The sequence below is a fragment of the Pseudomonas sp. SbOxS1 genome, from assembly GCF_013416725.1.
Taxonomy (GTDB): domain Bacteria; phylum Pseudomonadota; class Gammaproteobacteria; order Pseudomonadales; family Pseudomonadaceae; genus Aquipseudomonas.
This window is the reverse complement of the sequence record NZ_JAAVXC010000005.1, coordinates 1-17317: the sequence shown is the minus strand read 5'-3', so window position 1 is coordinate 17317 and position 17317 is coordinate 1. Positions and strand designations below refer to the sequence as shown.

Sequence of the window (17317 nt, the reverse complement as noted above, 5' to 3'; positions counted from 1 at the left end):
CCCTCACGCGTCGTCGAGTGTGGCGATGACCTGACCCGGCTCCACCGGATCACCGTCTTCAACCAGAAACGCGCTGAGGCGACCGGCCGTCCCGGCGGTCAGTTCGGAAAACTGCTTCATGACCTCGATCAGGCCAATCACGGTGTCGGCGCTGACCTCTGCGCCCGGCTCGACGTAGTTCGGCGAGTCCGGTGTGGCTTTACGGTAGAAAGTGCCCGGCAACGGGGTAATAACGGTTTGTTCGGCCATGTCTGTTCCTCTTGGAATAGTTGTAGAAAGGCAGGCATAAAAATTGATCGGTGTTTGAACCCTGGCGTCTCTGTGCCTGGTGTTTCGTTGTGATTTGCGGGCTCAGCGCGGTGCGCGAACCTTGATCCCGGCGTCATCCAGCGCTTGGCGTGTGGCCTGGACCAACGCCAGGGCGCCCGGTGTATCGCTGTGCAAACAGATGGAATCAAATTCGATGGCCAGGTCTTCGCCTTCGACGGTGCGCACCACGCCTTCCTGGCAGGCACGCAGCACCCGCGCTGCCACCTGGGCCGGATCGTAGGCACGTACGTTGCGGGTAAAGACGATGGAGCCGCTGAGGTCGTACTCGCGGTCGGCGTAGAACTCGCGGATCACCGGTTGGCCGAGTTCCTGGGCGACACGCCAGATCACTGAGTTGGGCATGCAATACAGCAGCAATTCAGGCTCCAGGCGCTGCAGGTTTTCCACCAGCAAACGCGCGGCTTCTTCGTCCCGGGCCAGGTGCATGTACAGGGCGCCGTGGGGCTTGATGTGTTGCAGCGCCACGCCTTGAACCCGGGCGAGTTCACGCAGGGCGCCCAACTGGTAAAGCATGTCGTCGACCAGTTCCTGGGCCGGGGCATTGATATGGCGGCGGCCAAAGCCGACCAGGTCACGAAACCCCGGATGCGCACCGATGGCCACGCCCAGGCACTTGGCCTGCTCGACGGTGCGGCGCATGGTGCCTGGGTCGCCGGCATGGAAACCGGTGGCGATGTTGGCGGTGCTGATGAAACCCATCAGTTCGTTGTCGACGCCATCGCCGATGGTCCACGGGCCAAAGCCTTCACCCATGTCCGAGTTGAAATCTACTGCCTGCATGACGCTTGCTCCTGACGCTTGTGACTTCATGCAGGCCACGTTAAATTCCCGCCAACCCCTTGGGAAGATCTATTATCAGAGGGGCCTTCTTCTGAAAAACAGATAGCTCTGAAAAACAGATACCGCATAAGCCGGAGTTTTCATGTCACTGACCCTGCGCCAGGTCCGCTATTTCGTCGCCACCGCGGAGATCGGGCAAATCTCCCAAGCGGCCATTCATCTGAACATTTCCCAGTCGGCGGTGACCACTGCGATCAAGGAACTGGAAGCCATGCTCGGCACGCTGTTGTTCCAGCGCTCGGCCCAGGGCATGAGCCTGACCGACGCCGGGCGGCATTTTCTCAACCGCGCCTACGTGATTTTGCGCAGCGTCGACGATGCGCTGAACAGCCCGCTGCCGGACGTGCGGGCCAGTGGCCTGTTACGTCTGGCCGCGAGCTACACGGTGATTGGCTACTTTCTGCCGCACCATCTGCAACGGCTGGAACACTGGCACCCGGACGTGGCCATCGAGGTCCACGAGCAAGAACGCACGGCCATCGAACAAGGCCTGCTGGAAGGGAAATTCGACATGGCGGTGGTGCTGACCGCGAACCTCACGCACCCGGACATCGTCTCGGAAACCCTCTTCAACTCCGAACGCCGGTTATGGCTGCCCAGCCACCATCCCCTGCTCGAACGCTCCGCCGTCAGCCTGGCTGACGTTGCGCAGGAGCCCTACATCCTGTTGACCGTCGACGAAGCCGAACAGAGCGCCATGCGTTACTGGGAACACGCGCACCAGCAGCCCAACGTGCGGGTGCGCACCAGTTCAGTCGAAGCGGTGCGCAGCATGGTCGCCAATGGCAGCGGCGTGGCGATTCTCTCGGACCTGGTGCACCGCCCTTGGTCGCTGGAAGGCAAACGCATCGAAACCCTGACCGTCACCGACAAGGTCACCCCCATGAGCGTCGGCCTGGCCTGGCATCGCGAGCGCGATTTCAGCCCGGCCATGCAAGCGTTTCGTAATTATTTCCACGATGCCTTCCTGGCGCCGCAACAACTGTCGGCACGGCGTTAGTTCATCCGGCTGCGGAGCGTTGCCTTTTTATCCGGTACATGTCGTCGTCCGCATGGCTGAGCAACGCATCGGCGTCCTCCCCGTCCGCGGGATAACAGGCGATGCCGATACTGCAGGACGGCATTGTGAGTGCGCCAGAGCCATCGTCCGGTGGCTCGGCCATGACGGCGAGAATCTGCGCGACTTTCTCGCACACATCGCCCTGGGACTGGATATCGGTCAACAGCACAGTGAATTCATCACCACCCATGCGGGCCACCGTGTCCGTCTCGCGTACGCAGCCTTGAAGCCGCCGGGCAATCATGCAGAGCACCTGGTCGCCCACGGCATGGCCATGGACATCGTTGATGCCCTTGAAGTCATTGATATCCAGAAACAGCAAGGCCAGGCTGCTGTCATGGCGGTTGGCCGTGCGCAGGGCCGTATCCAGGCGATCATTGAACAACGCGCGGTTGGCCAACCCCGTCAGCGGGTCATGATGGGCGAGGAAGCGCAATTCCTCCTCCGCCTGCCAGAGGGCCGTGACGTTACGCGCCACACCGATCCGCGCGCCCACCTCCTCGGACCAGAAGGCCGCCCACAGGATGTGCACGACACCGCCATCCTTGCGGATATAGCGGTTGCGGAAATCGAAGTGCGGCTGGCCATTCATGACCCGGACAATGGAGGCTCGTGTTTTCGCCAGGTCGTCAGGATGCATGTAGTCGGTGATCGGCGTGCCGGTCAGCTCTTCGGCACGGTAACCGAGCAGCGCCTGACAGGCATCACTGACAAATACGATCTGGTTATCCCTGTCGACCACGAAGACCGTGTCCAGCATCAGATGGATCAATTTGGGGTAGAGCGCTTGCAAGTCGACGGGCATAGGTCAGGAAAGTCCCGGTTCATGTAACGCTGATCATGCCTGATCGCGAAGGGAGGGGGCTAGGACCTTCTCATGCCGATTGTCTGCGCCAGGTGCCGGGAGATGCACCAAACTGGCGCTTGAAGGCGCGACTGAACGCCGCTTCGGATTCGTAGCCGACTGAAAAGCCGATTTGCGCCACGTTCCCACGACCTTCACGCAGCTGTTGAGCTGCCACGTGCATGCGCCAGAGTGTCAGGTATTGCATCGGTGGCTGCCCGACCAATGCGGTGAAGCGCTGGGCGAACACCGAGCGCGACATGCCCACCTCAAGCGCCAGGGTTTCCGCAGTCCAGCCCTCGGTGGGACGCGCATGGAGCAGCGCCAGTGCGCGCCCGATCTGCGGATCGCGCAAACCGGCCAACCACCCGCGCCGCTCAGCCGGAAGGCTCGCGACGTACTGGCTGACGGCTTCGACGAAGAGCAATTCCGAGAGTTTGGCGATGACCGCCGTCGAGCCGACGCGACCGGCCGCGGTCTCGCTCACGGCGAAACGGAACGAGCTTTCAATCCAGGCCCCCGACGCCGTCGCGCGCATGTCCAGTTTCAATACCGAGGGCAGCGACGACAGCAACGGGCTGAAGGGGGTTTCAGAGCCAAGGAAGCCGCACAGCAACTGTGTGGCCTCGCCACCCCCGCCGCACTTGATGCGTGAAATGCCGCCGGCTTGCGGCGGCGTAATGACGTCGCGCGCCGACAGAGGCGCGATGCCCAGGTCGCTGCCAAAGGTATGAACGTCATTGCGAGCCAGCAGAATCAGTTCGCCGGCCCGCACGTCGAGGGGGGCGTCATCGCCGATGCGCAATTGCATGTGCCCCGCCGCGACAAAATGCGAGGCAATGATATGTCGAGGCGCCGCCAGGAACGGTTGGCAATCGTCGGCAGAAATTCTCCCGCTCATGCACCAGGGCGCAGTGAACTCCGCCTCGAGGAACACCCCTCCAGACAGCCGGATCACCCGCAAGACATCAGAAAGCGCATCGAGCAATTGCCACCCCTCCTCTACGGAGCCTGGAGCAAGTAATCAGGCGCAGCGGTCATTCTTCACCCGGACGGCGAGGCCTAGATTAGCACCAACGCGGACTCAGCGATCAGCACTCTCCCCAGAGGCTTCTTCAGGGTCATTGGCTCCGACGGCAACCGCCCTCAACCTGGAAAGCTGGAGATCGACATGAACACCTTCACGACCCTCCCCGCCCCTGATTCGCGCAACGCCGCCCGATACGCTCAGTTGGTCAGATCATCGAAGAAGGCCGAATGGCAGATCGATCGCGATTTGCTGCAGGATCGGCGTTTCGACTTCTCGCGCAAATTTTTGCCCGACTCACTGTCGCTGGTCGACCGCCTGAGCTTTCTCAGCGCGCATGAGTCGCGCCTGCTCAGCCAGATCCAGGGCCGAACCTATGCGTACATCTTCGGCCTGGTCGAGCGCTTTATCAGTGCCAAAATGCTCGATCAGGGTCGCGCCCATGTCTTTGACGATCAGCTCGCACTCGAAGCGCTGGTGCGATTTTCCAACGACGAGATCAAGCATCAGGAGCTGTTCCGGCGCATGGAGACGATGATTGGCTCGAAGCTGCCGACGGGCTATCGGCAAGTGGCCGATCCAAACGATGTGGCGCGGGCGGTACTGGCGTCCAGCACCTGGTCGGTGCTCGCGCTGACCTGCCATATCGAGCTGTTCGTGCAAAGCCACTACGCCCAGAGCATCGCCCCGCGCGAGGAGTTGTGCCCGCTGTTCAAGGACGTCTTCAAGTTTCACTGGATGGATGAGAGCCGGCACGTCGTGCTCGATGAACTGGAGTGGAAGGCCGAGCACGCAAAGCTTTCGCCCGCCGAGTGCGACCGGGCAGTGGACGACCTGATAGCGCTGGTGGCGGCCGTCGACGCCATCCTGCAGGCACAATCGGCAGCCGATGCCGAGTACTTCATGCGCCATGCTTCACGTTCATTCAGTGTCGACCAGACCGCACGCATCAAAGCCTGTGTGCTGGGCGCCTACCGCTGGCAATACATTATCTCGGGCGTGCAGCATCCACACTTTGGCCGGCTGCTGACGCGCATGACAACGCCAGCCCAGATGTCGAGGATCCAGGCCGCACTGGCCCCCATCATGAGTCACTGACCGAGGCTGGCCGCCATGACGATACCGATGTGGATGTTGCTTGGATTCGCGACCTGGACGTTGCTGCTGTTGATGGCCACCGTCGGGGTCTATCGCTGGGCCAGGATACTGTTCTCGAATGTGCCGATTGCTTCTTTCCGAAGCGATCGGCTCGAAGGCGAGGATTGGTATCGGCGCGCAACCAGGGCACACGCGAACTGTGTGGAGAATCTGCCGGTCTTCGGCGCGATCGTGGTCGTGATTTCAGCCCTCGGTCTCGACGGCCCCGCCGTAGACGACCTGTCCATACTCATCCTGGTTGCCCGGGTGTGCCAGTCTCTGGTGCATGTCTGCCATGTGCAAACCAACCGCTTCGTGGCCGTTCGATTCAGTTTCTTTTCCGTTCAACTGGCCTGTTTTCTCACGCTCATGGTCATGGCCGCCTGGTACGGCGCATGAAGCCTCTTCCGGACCCGGGCCATGGCCTGCGCACGTTGCGCAGGCCACAGTACCGAACGACTTGCCTGATGCGCCCCTAGCCAGCGCTGATGTTGCCGCAGAAAAGTGCGCGGCTACCGTCTGCCGGGCTGCTGCGAACCAGCAAGGCATAGCTGCCCTTGGTCAGTTCGCTCAACGCCACCGGTGCCTGGGCCCAATACTGAGTGCGCGGGGCCAGCGACGGGTAGTCGACGCTGTTGGCCTGACGGGTCTTGTACGCCGGTTGTGCGCCCAACTGCTGGCACGAGCCTGCGTAGATAGCGGTGTCGAGACGGCTGGAGACCGCCATGTCGTGGGGGACTCCACCGACGGTGAGCCAGATGCTGGTTTGATTGCCCACCGGGCTGAGGGTGGCTCGAGCGATATGCTCTGCGTTTTGCGGGGTAGCGTCGAGGGGGACATCGACAATTTCGGTTCTGCTCGCGCAGCCTGAAATCGCCCCTGCCGCCACTACCAACGCCAGCCAAGATGCACTGTTCATCACAGGTCTCCTGAGTTGAGTTGCGTAGACTTCATCCCCCTTGTGAAGTCTAGTGGTCCGCTACAGGCGCGGGATCTGGCTGATGGGTGGTCATCTGTAGGAGCGAGCGATGCGGCGACCCGACTTGCCCGCGAAGAACGATAACGCGGTGCAGCAGATACACTGCGGCGTCTGGTTCGCCGGCAAGCCTGGCTCCTACAAGCGAAGAACAATGACGCGGTGCAGCAGGTACACCGCGGCGCCTGGTTCGCCGGCAAGCCTGGCTCCTACAAAGCGAAGAACGATGACGCGGTGCAACAGATACACCGCGGCGCCTGGGTTCGCCGGCAAGCCTGGCTCCTACAAAGCGAAGAACGATAACGCGGTGCAGCAGATCACCAGCGTCAACCAGATCAGCGAGGCTTGAGGAAACTCACGCCCGGGTCTTCACCGTGGTGAACATCTTGATGCGGTCGTGGATTTCCTGGACGGTGTGGCGGAAAGGGTCATGCCTTTCGCTGGTCGTCGGGTCTTCGAAATTCCATACGATGACTTCTTCGGACGCCGGCATGGGCAAGCCGGCTTCCGAAGACTTGTCACACAGCGTGATGACGTAGTGGAAGGTTTGATCTTCAAGCTCGTCGATGGCCTTGCTGCGCAGCCCGGTGCTATCGATACCGATATGGTCCAGGGTTTCCAGGGTGCGCGGGTCAACTTCCGTGGCTTCAAGCCCGGCGCTGAAGGATTCGAAATGCTCGGAATCGGTGTGGCGCAGCAGTGCTTCGGCCATCAGTGAGCGCACATCATTGTGCGCGCAAACGAACAGCACTCGAGTCTTGTCTGTCATGAACTTCCCCCTGATTCCATTTTGCGTCTGCAGCGCAGGTTCAGTGCTTGGACATCAATCCATGCAGCACCCCCAGCCTCAATCCCGGTTCGGAAGGCGTCATGTGCAACACACCGAACACCTTGAACGCCGCCAGCATTGCCACCAGGCCACCCGGCAGGATGCTCAGGCGATGGGCTTGCAAGCCCGCCAGCTTGAGTTGCCGGACATGCCCGACTTCCAGCATTCGCAATGACAGGCGCAGCAGGCCACTGTAGGTGATACCGCTTTGGCCGTCGTCGTTCAGCCCGTTGGCCTTGAGCACTTTGGCCAGCATGCGTGCGGTGCCGGAAGAGCCGATCGCCTGCTGCCAACCCAACGCGCGATAACGCCGCGCGACCTTTTCGAACTGCAGGGTGGCGACGCGCTCGGCTTCGAGCAGCGCCTTGGCGGTAATCACCCCCCCGGCAAAATATCGCGCCCCCAGCGTGCCGCTGCCAATGGCGATACTTTCGGTGACGAGGGGCTGTGCGCCCTTGCCCAGGATCAATTCGGTGGAGCCGCCGCCAATGTCCACCACCAATCGCATGCGTTCGGGATCAGGAATCGTATGGGCAACACCGGCGTACACCAGCCGGGCCTCTTCATGCCCGGAGATGACATCGATCCGAAACCCCAGGTGGCGCTCGGCGCTGGCGAGGAACAGTTGCGCATTCTCGGCTTCGCGCACGGCACTGGTGGCCACCGCCCGCACGCGACCGGCTTCGAAGCCGCGCAGTTTTTTGCCGAAGCGCGCCAGGGCCTGCCAGCCACGGTCCAGCGCCAGTTCGTCGAGCGCGCCGCCCTGCAGACCCTCCGCCAGACGGACGGGCTCGCGCAGGGTTTTCACTTCCTGGATCAGGATCTGCTGGCTGCGCTTGACCTGCTGGCCAATCATCATGCGAAACGCGTTGGAGCCCAGGTCAATGGCCGCAAATAGCGAGGCGTCGCCTTTCATGGTGGGGTTCCCGGCAAATTCATCGGCCCGTGGACGAGTCTGATCGCCCATGGCGGTTGCGCGGATGTTGCCATGGGTTCAGTGACACCCAGATGACACTGCGATTAATTGTGCTGCCTTCTTTGCTTCACCGCTTCGTCACATCGCCGGGGCTAGCATGGCTACTTCCAACTTCGTCGGGAGCCCTGACCATGCTGTCCAGCAATGACAACCTGATGCACCGCATCCATCGCGAGCTGCTCGATCACGGCGACGAGGAGCTGGAACTGGAACTGCTGGAGGACGACCACGACCTCAACGCACTGTTTGACGACCACATCAGCGACAGCAGCGAAAAGCAGGAACGACGGCGCTATTTCAGCGAACTGTTCCGCCTGCAGGGCGAATTGGTGAAGTTGCAGAGCTGGGTGGTCAAGACCGGGCACAAGGTGGTGATTCTGTTCGAAGGCCGCGACGCGGCAGGCAAAGGAGGCGTGATCAAGCGCATTACCCAGCGCCTCAACCCGCGAGTGTGCCGCGTGGCCGCCCTGCCCGCGCCCAACGACCGCGAACGCACGCAATGGTACTTCCAGCGTTACGTTTCGCACCTGCCGGCGGCGGGTGAAATCGTCCTGTTCGATCGCAGTTGGTACAATCGCGCCGGGGTGGAACAGGTCATGGGGTTCTGCAACGCCGAGCAATATGAAGAGTTCTTCCGCACCGTGCCGGAGTTCGAACGGATGCTCGCACGCTCGGGTATCCAGTTGATCAAGTACTGGTTCTCGATTTCCGACCAGGAACAACACCTGCGCTTTCTCAGTCGCATTCACGACCCACTCAAGCAGTGGAAACTCAGCCCCATGGACCTGGAGTCCCGTCGACGCTGGGAAGCCTATACCAAGGCCAAGGAAATCATGCTCGAGCGCACCCATATCGCCGAAGCGCCCTGGTGGGTGGTGCAGGCCGACGACAAGAAAAAGGCGCGCCTGAACTGCATCCATCACCTGCTGGGGCAGATGCCTTATGAGGAAGTGGAGCTACCGGTGATCGAACTGCCGCAACGGGTGCGCCAGGAAGACTACTCGCGCAATCCGACACCTGCAGAAATCATCGTGCCGCAGGTTTACTGAGGTTTTTTTGACGAGAATGTGCGCCCGGGCCCGGTACTGGCTCGGGCGCACATTTAAACGCCTACGGGCAACAATGTTTGCCGATCCGGCAAAAACACGATGCCGAAATCTCCACATCCGCCCGCGCCATGGCCAGGTTGAGGCGAACCTGCGCAGCGGCCGCTTCGCCATCGCGCCCCAGGCGCTTCAAGCATTCCACGTAGCCGTGCAGGCTCCACACATTGTCCAGGTGCCATGAGGCGCGACTGAGGGTGTTGTCCAGGCCCAGATCGGCACGATAGGCCTGCAGGGCTTCCTCCACCCTGCCCTGTTCCAGCAACAGCGCGCCAAGGGCGTGGCGCACCGGTTGCATCCAGCCCCAGGGCTCGTCGTACGGCAGGTGATCGTCCAGCGATTGCGCCTCGCGCAGGTGAGCGAAGGCTTCGTCGACGTTACCTTTGCGGTACTCGATTTCACCGCGCAGCATGCCCGCGGCCACCGCCAGGATGTCGTTGCATTGGTTGTTGAAGAGGTAGCGTGTGTCCGGCACCCGGGCCCAGGCCTCGAGGAACAGGTGATGCTCGGTTTCGGCACTGGCGACTTGCCCGCAGGCAGCGTAGGCCACGCCTTTGGCGTAGTGCAGCATGGCCGTGGTCACGCAGTACAGCGCCTGGTCCTCGGGCAGCGGCGTGGCGAGGATGTCTTGCCATTTGCCGAAGCGGATCTGCACATGGAGCTTCATCGACACGAAGCTTTCCAGCCAGTCGGCCATGGGCGGTTTTTCCACCCGCAAAAGGTCTTCCTTGATGGTATCGGCCAGTTGCACGGCGGCTTCCAGGGCTGGCTGGTACTGGCCGAGGAACATCGCCGAGTAGAGTTTGAAATGGTAATTGTGGCTGCGGTACAGGGTGTAGAAGTTGATCGGCCCTTCCTCGGCCAGATAGCGGCTGTCGGCCTGGATGGCTCGGTGATTGGTGATCATGGCCCCGCGGTAATCGCCGCAGAGCACGTCGATGTGCGATGGCATATGACGCAGGTGTCCGGCGTCCGGCACCAGGTCGCGCAGGATGTCGCCCGCGCGCAGGGCCCGTTCCGGGTACGGCGACATTTCCAGGGTGTGGACATACATGTGCAGCACGCCGGGGTGCGGTGCCTCGCCCTGTTGCTCCATGCGTTGCAGGGCGCGCTCAAGCACGGCCACCGTCTCAAGGGTATCGGCGCCGGCTGCCGGCTGACCGGTTTTCAGGTCCCACAACTGCCAGGGCGTGCGGTCGATCAGCGCTTCGGCGAACAGCGCCACCACGTCGGGATCGTCGGTAAAGCTGTGGTAGACATCGCGCATGGACGCCGCATAGGCATCGTTCCAGGTGAAGAGCTCGTCAACGCTGTTCGCCTGTTCGGCCTGGTAGCGTTGCTGCAGCGCGTGGATCAGGGCCTGCTCCACCGGCGTCGCGCCGTCGAGGTGCACCAGCGCGATTTGCGTCGCCAGGCGCGCCTGGGCCACGGCTTCCTTGAGTTCTTGCTCGATGAAGGCGTCCCAGCGCTTGTTGTAGTTGGGCCCCGAGGCATAGGCGATGCCCCAGTAGGCCATCGCGCAGTTGCGGTCTTGCTCCAGGGCTTTCTGGAAACAACGGATGGCTTCGTCGTGGTTGTAGCCGTAGCACCACATCAGGCCCCGGTCGAACCAGAGTTGGGCCTGGGCTGAACCGGTTGTCACGGGGCGGCTGTAGGTGCCCAGATCGTAATAGTCGTGCATCGGTTTATCCTCTCGATCAGAGTGTGGACCCTGCAAAAAACCAGCATACCCCTGCGCACCTGGCCGGGCACCACAGCCGACGACAGGCTGAGTCCTGTCATCACGCTCACGAGGGGTATGCCACCGCCCCTATCAATCGCATCGATGTTCACCATCACGTCAATGAAGTTCTCTTAAAAAATCCGCGGCGTAACATCAGCTCCATACCAGACAACAACACCCCGGAGCACACGATCATGAAACGCCAAACCCTCCTCAGCATCGCTTTCTCGGTTTTCGCAGTTAACGCTTTTGCCGCTACCTCTGTTCAGCCTGTCGTGGCTGAAGGTGGCTCGGATCGTCTGATTGAAAGCCGGGTGGCTGAAGGTGGTTCGGATCGTTTGATCGAGAATCGTGTGGCTGCCGATGGTTCGGATCGCTTGCAAGGCAACACTGTCGCTGCCGATGGCTCCGACCGCCTGCAAGGCAACACCGTTGCCGCCGATGGCTCCGACCGCCTGCAAGGCAACACCGTCGCCGCCGATGGCTCGGACCGCCTGCAAGGCAACACCATTGCCGCCGATGGTTCTGACCGCCTGCAAGGCAACACCATTGCCGCCGATGGCTCGGACCGCCTGCAAGGCAACACCATTGCCGCCGATGGTTCTGACCGCCTGCAAGGCAACACCGTCGCCTGACCCCATCGCTGCACCGCACCCACAAAAAGCCCGGCCTGATCAGCCGGGCTTTTTGTCGCGGGGTTCTTTCCCTGGTTCGTGATCGTCTATCCTGTGTGCCCGATTCCAGCCATGCCGCCATCCCGCCGGAGCCACCTGTGCCGCCCCTCACCGCCCGAGAGATTTACCAGCAACTGCGCGACGCCGCCCTGGGCCTGCGCCCGCTCAAGCGCCTTGATGGGCAAGCGAGTCCGGTATTAGTCGACATCGAGGGTTGGCGCTTGAGCCTCGATGTCGACCACACTCACCTGCGCCACTGCCTGCATTGCCAGAGCCCGGATGGCCGCGCGTTCGACGGTGGACAGCGTTTCGGTACCGACCCGGTGAGTTTGCTCAGCACCTGGGAGCTGGCGCAGATCGAGCGGTTGCTGGCGGGCGATTGCCAAAGTGCTCCTTGAACTATCGTTCATCTGACTCAGCTGTGATACATAAGACTTCATGCGCATCCCGTGCCCAAGAGGTTGCTTATGTTCCACTGCCCACGCTTGCCGCAAGTCCTGACCTGCTCGCTGTTCGGCTTACTCGCCAGCGTCGCCAATGCCGCCACGCCCTCCCCGGCACCCGAAACGCTGCAGCCGCTGCTGGACACCATCAACGAGCGCCTGAACATTTCCGATCTGGTGGCGCTGACCAAGTGGGACAGTGGCAAACCGATCCAGGATACCGCCCGGGAAACCCTGCTCATCAATAACGCGAGGAAGCAGGCAACCGCCAGCAACGTGAACCCGGACGAAGCCGCCGAGTTGATCGCCGCACAGATCGAAGCCAACAAACTGGTGCAGTACGGACTGATCGCGCAATGGCAGGCGGCGCACAAGGCACCCGACTTGCCACGGCCGGACCTCACTCAACTGCGGGCAAAGCAGGACGAACTGCAAGCCCGCCTGTTGCAGCAATACGCGGCTTTCGTGCCCTATCGCGTCGACCCGGAATGCCCGCAATGGCTGGCGGAGCAACGCTCGAGCCTGATCAAGGATGTCCTGCATGGCCAGGCGCTGATCCGCGCTACGGGGGAATTGTGCATCACGGATTTGTAGGAGCTGGCTTGCCAGCGAAGGCGTCCGAAAGATCGGCGCAATATTCAAAGACGCCTTCGCAGGCAAGCCTGGCTCCTACAGGTGTAAGCATCCGGAAACCCCCGATGTAAAACACCCTTTACATTCACCGAAACCCCGGCGAATATGTAAAGGTACTTTTACATCAGGACGATGCAATGAAACGCTACTACATGGAAATGGGCGCCGCGCTGGCGCTGTACATGCTGTTCTTGATCCTGTCGCTGACCCTGCTCAAGAATCCGCAAGACCTGGGTACCGGTTTGCGTATCGTCATCACGTTGTTGCCGGTGATTCCCGCGGCGCTGATGTGCTGGGCGATCGTGCGGATGATGCGGACGCTGGATGAAATGCACCTGCGCATTCAATTCGAGGCACTCGGGTTTGCCTTTGCCGCTTCCGCGTTGCTGACTTTCAGCTACGGTTTTCTGGAGAATGTCGGCTTCCCCCACATCTCCTGGACCTGCGTGTGGCCGGTGATGGGCTTGATGTGGATCATCGGGCTCGCCCTCGCCCGACGTCGCTACCAATGAAAAATCGACTCAAGGAATTGCGTGCCGAACGCAAGTGGTCGCAGGTGGATCTGGCGGCGATGCTCAATGTCTCGCGACAGACCATCAACGCCATCGAAAATGGCCGCTATGATCCAAGCCTGCCACTGGCGTTCCAGATAGCCCGGACGTTTGCATTACCCATCGAAAGCATTTTCGACGATGAGTTCACCGGCTGATCCATGGCGCCCGTAAGGCAAAGTTTGAACAACAACAAAAAACAGGAGTTGACCATGTCTGAACTGCAACTGCACCCCAAAGCCGCAGAATCCTTGAGCCTGTGGCACGCAATGATCCGCACCGGTGATTTGAAGGACTTGCCTGCGCTGCTGGACCCGCAAGCGGTGTTTCGCTCGCCGATGGCACACACGCCGTATCCGGGTGCGCCGGTGGTTTCGATGATTCTCAATACCGTGTGCAAGGTGTTCGAAGACTTCACCTATCACCGCGAACTGGCGAGCGCCGACGGCTTGAATGTGATCCTCGAATTCAGCGCCAAGGTCGGCGAGAAGCAGCTCAAGGGCATCGACATGATCCGCTTCAACGAACAGGGAAAAATCGTCGACTTCGAAGTGATGGTCCGCCCCCTCAGTGGCTTGCAGGCGCTGGGCGAGGAAATGGGCCGGCGCCTGGGCGCCTACCTGGCCGCCAGCAAAGCCTGATAGAAAATAGAGCAGCGACTGCTGGCATCCAGTCGCTGCTCGATCAGCGGGATCAATCGTTAATCAATTAGAGCTTTGCCGGGGCGGGCGAATAGGCCGTCTTGTGGGAGTGACGACGGGTATTCAACAGTCCCAATGCCACGATCACGACAGTCAAGGCTCCCGTAGAAAGCACCTCGCTACGGTGCGCAGGCATCATGACCATTGTGCCCAGGGCGAAGACGATAAAAGCGATGACCAGCCAGGTCAGCCAAGGGAACAACCACATCTTGAATTCAATCCTGGCATTGGTCTTGTCCAGCTTCGCTCGCATGCGTAATTGCGAGAATGCAATCACCAGATACACCAGCAGGGCAATGGCGCCGGAACTGGCGAGCAAAAACGCGAACACCTGTGCCGGGGCAAAGAAGTTCAAGGCTGTCGTGGCGATACCGATCACCGTACTGGCGATCACAGCACCCCGAGGTACGCCTGCGGATGAGGTGCGCTGCAGAAAACCAGGGGCTTCGTTGCGCTTGCTCAGCGAGTAGACCATTCGCGAGGAAATGTAGATCGCGGAGTTCAAGCAGCTGGCAACGGCGAACAGCACCACGATATCGACGATGGTTTTCGCATAGGGTACGTTCATGATTTCCAGCGCTCGCTGATACGACCCTTGCACCGGCAGCAGCGGGTCATTCCATGGCACCACGGAAATGATCACGAAAATGGAAAGCAGGTAGAAAATACAGATTCGCCAGATCACCGACTTGGTCGCCCGGGCGATATTTTTAGCCGGATCCTTCGATTCTGCCGCGGCGATAGTGACAGCTTCCGTGCCGACAAAACTGAACATGGTGGTCAGCAGCGCGCCGATGATCGCTTCCCAACCGTTAGGCATGAAGCCACCGAATTCAGTCACCAGGCGACTGACGCCGCTGACCTCCCGGCCCGGCAGAACGCCAGCAATGGCACAGGCCCCCAAGGCAATGAAGGAAACGATTGCCACGACTTTGACCATGGCGAACCAGAATTCAAACTCACCGTATTTGGCGACGCTGAACAGGTTGGTAAGGGTCAGCAGAGCCGTGACGCCCACCGCGAACATCCAGGTCTCGACCTGAGGGAACCAGCTGTTGAGCACTACGCCGGCGGCAATGGCCTCGAGCGGAATCACCAGTACCCAGAACCACCAGTACAACCAACCAATGGTAAAGCCGGCCCAAGGCCCGATGGCGCGATCGGCGTAGGTGGAAAAGGAGCCCGTATCAGGACTTGCAACCGCCATCTCGCCCAGCATGCGCATGACCAGTACCACCAGCAATCCCGCCAGGGCGTAGGCCACGATAGCTGATGGCCCAGCCGCTGCAATGGCGTGGCCGGAACCGATGAAAAGACCGGCGCCGATGATGCCGGCAATTGAAAGCATCGTGACATGCCGCTGCTTGAATCCAGCAGCCAGATTGTCATCCGTCGAGAGTGTGCTGTTATTTGACATTAGTGAGCCCTTGTTATTTTTTTGAAGGCGAGCGGCCACAGTTCAGCGATTCGCAAACATGTTGCGAAGAACAAATCTGAACATTAATGACCACGTATTTCTAATGCGGCAGAGCGTCAGGAAGAGAGAGAAAACCGAGCGATTGAGGGGCGTGATATTTTATTGTCATGCATATTGCAGCTCCTGTTATTTCAAGTACATGAACCATCTAACTCCTTATGGCAAACAGGATGCTACGGCCTGACCTGTGCCGCCGAGATGACCCGGTACGTCGCTCGCTTATCCGTTTGCGACACGACCAGCCATCCGCCAAGCCGTTCAAAATGAACCCATCAAGGCGATTTCGGCAGCGAACAGGTTGAATAGGAGATTACTGAGTGACTGCCTTGTTTTGCCCTGAGTGCCCCTGGGGAGAAAACACGATCGCCAGGACAATAATTGTCGCACCCGCCAGCATGCGATAAGACGGCGCCTCATTGAACAACCACCATGCACAGGCAATCGCATAGATGGGTTCCAGCGAAATGATCATGCCTGCACTTCGAGCATTCAAACCCTCAAGGCTTTTCACGAAAAGATACTGTGAAAGCCCGGTGCAAAATATCCCTAACAACGCAAGATTGAGCCAGTCGAATGCACGAAGCTCGACAAGACTGAATGCGGAAAAAGGAATCATCACCAACGCCACTATGGCATTTTGCCAAAATGCAACTTGTACGGCGTCCACGCCTTTGGCTGCTCGCCGGTTAGCGATGGCCAACAAAGCGAAAGACAGCCCAGAGCCCAGGCCCCAGAGAAGTCCAACGGTTCCCTGGTTCCCCAAGCCGAACGAAGGCGTGACAAGGATCAGGCCCAAGCTAATAAGAATTAGTAAAATCGACTCTGATAGATGGATCCGGTCACGAAAGATTACAACATCCAACACTGCAATGAATGCTGGAAAACTGGCAAAGCCTAATGTCGCTACTGCAACACCGCCAATTTTTATCGCTATGAAAAATGTTATCCAATGCGCAGCCAGTAGCAGGCCGGAAAGGATGAAAAAGCCGAATTTGAATGCACTTAACTCGCGAAATATTGGCCGTCGTTGCACCAGGGCAAATACAAACAGAGCGAACATTGCAAACGCAGCCCTGCCAAATGTTATGACACTGGCATTGGCATGGATCAAGGCGCCAAAAATTCCGGTTAAGCCGAATAATATTGCGGTGACATGGGCAGATGTTAAGGCAGTACGATGAGTCGTCATTTATTTAGTGTCGAGAATATAGGTTATATCCGTAGCTATTCTCTTGGTTGGGAGCTTGTTATTTTACAGCCTTGTTTCAAAGTGCTGCTCTCCTCTCGCCATCAGGGATTAGCCGTATTTTCAGAATTCGCATCAAAGCGCTTTTCGCACGGAGTAATAGCATGCACCTGATCCCGTCAAGCTGTTGTATTTATGATTGCAACAGACAGAGTTGGTTTTTTATTCTTGCCATTTTTATGCGGCTTACGCTGCATATACTCTAAGTGCAGCACTCATCCCGACATTCGTGGTATTCGGGATGAGTGTGCGTATCGCGGTCATCCGGTTGGATGATTACTCAGACGCGTCGATCCAGATCGTCTTGATCTCGGTGTACTGATCGTGCGCCCAGATGGACTTGTCGCGCCCGCCAAACCCGGACTCCTTGTAGCCGCCAAACGGTGTCGAGGCATCGCCTTCACCGAAGCAGTTGACCGTGACGATGCCGGCGCGGATTTCACGCGACAGCTTGATGGCGTGGCGCAGGTTGTCAGTGTAGACCGAGGCCGCCAGGCCATACACCGAGTCATTGGCCAGGGCGATGGCTTCGTCGAGGGTGGTGAAGGTCGTGACGGCGAGTACCGGGCCGAAGATCTCTTCCTGGAACAGCTTGCTATCGGTGCCCACGCCGTCGACCACGGTAGGCTCGACGAAGATATCGCCCTGGGTGTTGCCGCCGAAAACCACCCGCAGTTTCTCGAGACCAGCCTGCTCCAGGTAGGAGCGGACTTTCTCGTAATGCGCCCGGCTGACCATGGCGCCCAG

Annotated in this window: 22 protein-coding genes; 11 read left to right on the top strand and 11 right to left on the bottom strand. The window is 59.7% G+C overall.

The annotated features are described in order from the left end of the window. Positions 1–3 precede the first annotated feature (3 nt). Complete coding sequence (locus HFK74_RS09845; protein WP_008059700.1) at positions 4–249, bottom strand: acetyl-CoA carboxylase; 246 nt, start codon at positions 247–249, stop codon at positions 4–6. 102 nt (positions 250–351) lie between these two features. Beyond that, complete coding sequence (locus tag HFK74_RS09840; RefSeq protein WP_180203340.1) at positions 352–1110, bottom strand: 5-oxoprolinase subunit PxpA; 759 nt, start codon at positions 1108–1110, stop codon at positions 352–354. Positions 1111–1252: 142 nt separating this feature from the next. Here HFK74_RS09840 and HFK74_RS09835 point away from each other — a divergent pair, with 142 nt between their 5' ends. After that, complete coding sequence (locus tag HFK74_RS09835; RefSeq protein WP_008059697.1) at positions 1253–2170, top strand: LysR family transcriptional regulator; 918 nt, start codon at positions 1253–1255, stop codon at positions 2168–2170. Position 2171: 1 nt separating this feature from the next. Here HFK74_RS09835 and HFK74_RS09830 read toward each other — a convergent pair whose 3' ends face one another. After that, positions 2172–3035: a sensor domain-containing diguanylate cyclase gene (locus tag HFK74_RS09830; protein ID WP_180203339.1), complete on the bottom strand. Its 864-nt coding sequence runs from the start codon at positions 3033–3035 to the stop codon at positions 2172–2174. Between the two features lie 70 nt (positions 3036–3105). Beyond that, positions 3106–4062: an AraC family transcriptional regulator gene (locus tag HFK74_RS09825; protein ID WP_180203338.1), complete on the bottom strand. Its 957-nt coding sequence runs from the start codon at positions 4060–4062 to the stop codon at positions 3106–3108. Between the two features lie 183 nt (positions 4063–4245). Here HFK74_RS09825 and HFK74_RS09820 point away from each other — a divergent pair, with 183 nt between their 5' ends. After that, positions 4246–5199, top strand: coding sequence for a diiron oxygenase (locus HFK74_RS09820; protein WP_180203337.1), 954 nt, complete (start codon positions 4246–4248; stop codon positions 5197–5199). Positions 5200–5214: 15 nt separating this feature from the next. Continuing rightward, a complete protein-coding gene (locus HFK74_RS09815; protein WP_180203336.1) occupies positions 5215–5637 on the top strand; it encodes an MAPEG family protein in 423 nt (140 codons plus the stop codon). A gap of 76 nt (positions 5638–5713) precedes the next feature. Here the strand turns inward: HFK74_RS09815 and HFK74_RS09810 are convergent, their stop codons facing one another. Beyond that, positions 5714–6157, bottom strand: a complete 444-nt coding sequence (locus HFK74_RS09810; RefSeq protein WP_180203335.1) for a hypothetical protein — start codon at positions 6155–6157, stop codon at positions 5714–5716. 283 nt (positions 6158–6440) lie between these two features. Here HFK74_RS09810 and HFK74_RS33130 point away from each other — a divergent pair, with 283 nt between their 5' ends. Continuing rightward, a complete protein-coding gene (locus tag HFK74_RS33130) occupies positions 6441–6563 on the top strand; it encodes a hypothetical protein (RefSeq protein ID WP_257230288.1) in 123 nt (40 codons plus the stop codon). Positions 6564–6569: 6 nt separating this feature from the next. Here the strand turns inward: HFK74_RS33130 and HFK74_RS09805 are convergent, their stop codons facing one another. Both HFK74_RS09805 and HFK74_RS09800 read right to left on the bottom strand, forming a co-directional pair. Continuing rightward, the gene (locus HFK74_RS09805; RefSeq protein ID WP_180203334.1) at positions 6570–6983 is read right to left on the bottom strand and encodes an arsenate reductase ArsC; all 414 of its coding nucleotides are present in this window, start codon (positions 6981–6983) and stop codon (positions 6570–6572) included. A 40-nt stretch (positions 6984–7023) separates the two neighbouring features. After that, positions 7024–7959, bottom strand: coding sequence for a Ppx/GppA family phosphatase (locus HFK74_RS09800; protein WP_180203333.1), 936 nt, complete (start codon positions 7957–7959; stop codon positions 7024–7026). Positions 7960–8150: 191 nt separating this feature from the next. Here HFK74_RS09800 and ppk2 point away from each other — a divergent pair, with 191 nt between their 5' ends. After that, positions 8151–9068, top strand: a complete 918-nt coding sequence (gene ppk2, locus HFK74_RS09795; RefSeq protein WP_180203332.1) for a polyphosphate kinase 2 — start codon at positions 8151–8153, stop codon at positions 9066–9068. 61 nt (positions 9069–9129) lie between these two features. Here the strand turns inward: ppk2 and HFK74_RS09790 are convergent, their stop codons facing one another. After that, positions 9130–10803: a tetratricopeptide repeat protein gene (locus HFK74_RS09790; protein WP_180203331.1), complete on the bottom strand. Its 1674-nt coding sequence runs from the start codon at positions 10801–10803 to the stop codon at positions 9130–9132. A 236-nt stretch (positions 10804–11039) separates the two neighbouring features. Between HFK74_RS09790 and HFK74_RS09785 the strand changes: the two genes are divergently transcribed. From HFK74_RS09785 to HFK74_RS09760, 6 genes are all read left to right on the top strand, one after another. Next, entirely contained in the window at positions 11040–11480 is a 441-nt protein-coding gene (locus tag HFK74_RS09785; RefSeq protein ID WP_180203330.1) for a hypothetical protein, read from the top strand. Positions 11481–11617: 137 nt separating this feature from the next. After that, on the top strand, positions 11618–11917 hold the full coding sequence (locus HFK74_RS09780; RefSeq protein ID WP_180203329.1) for a hypothetical protein: 300 nt from the start codon (positions 11618–11620) through the stop codon (positions 11915–11917). A 69-nt stretch (positions 11918–11986) separates the two neighbouring features. Further along, complete coding sequence (locus tag HFK74_RS09775; RefSeq protein WP_180203328.1) at positions 11987–12556, top strand: chorismate mutase; 570 nt, start codon at positions 11987–11989, stop codon at positions 12554–12556. 176 nt (positions 12557–12732) lie between these two features. Beyond that, positions 12733–13107, top strand: a complete 375-nt coding sequence (locus HFK74_RS09770) for a hypothetical protein (RefSeq protein WP_180203327.1) — start codon at positions 12733–12735, stop codon at positions 13105–13107. Next, positions 13104–13304: a helix-turn-helix transcriptional regulator gene (locus HFK74_RS09765; RefSeq protein ID WP_180203326.1), complete on the top strand. Its 201-nt coding sequence runs from the start codon at positions 13104–13106 to the stop codon at positions 13302–13304. Before HFK74_RS09770 ends, HFK74_RS09765 begins: the two co-directional genes overlap by 4 nt. Positions 13305–13358: 54 nt before the next feature. Further along, positions 13359–13787 carry a nuclear transport factor 2 family protein gene (locus HFK74_RS09760; RefSeq protein ID WP_180203325.1) on the top strand — a complete coding sequence of 143 codons (429 nt, stop codon included), beginning with the start codon at positions 13359–13361 and terminating at the stop codon, positions 13785–13787. A 67-nt stretch (positions 13788–13854) separates the two neighbouring features. Here the strand turns inward: HFK74_RS09760 and gabP are convergent, their stop codons facing one another. From gabP to HFK74_RS09745, 3 genes are all read right to left on the bottom strand, one after another. Then, the gene (gabP, locus tag HFK74_RS09755) at positions 13855–15264 is read right to left on the bottom strand and encodes a GABA permease (RefSeq protein WP_180203324.1); all 1410 of its coding nucleotides are present in this window, start codon (positions 15262–15264) and stop codon (positions 13855–13857) included. Between the two features lie 370 nt (positions 15265–15634). Further along, positions 15635–16513, bottom strand: coding sequence for a DMT family transporter (locus HFK74_RS09750; RefSeq protein ID WP_180203323.1), 879 nt, complete (start codon positions 16511–16513; stop codon positions 15635–15637). Positions 16514–16846: 333 nt separating this feature from the next. After that, positions 16847–17317: aldehyde dehydrogenase family protein (locus tag HFK74_RS09745; RefSeq protein ID WP_180203322.1), on the bottom strand; the 471-nt coding region annotated here is incomplete at its 5' end.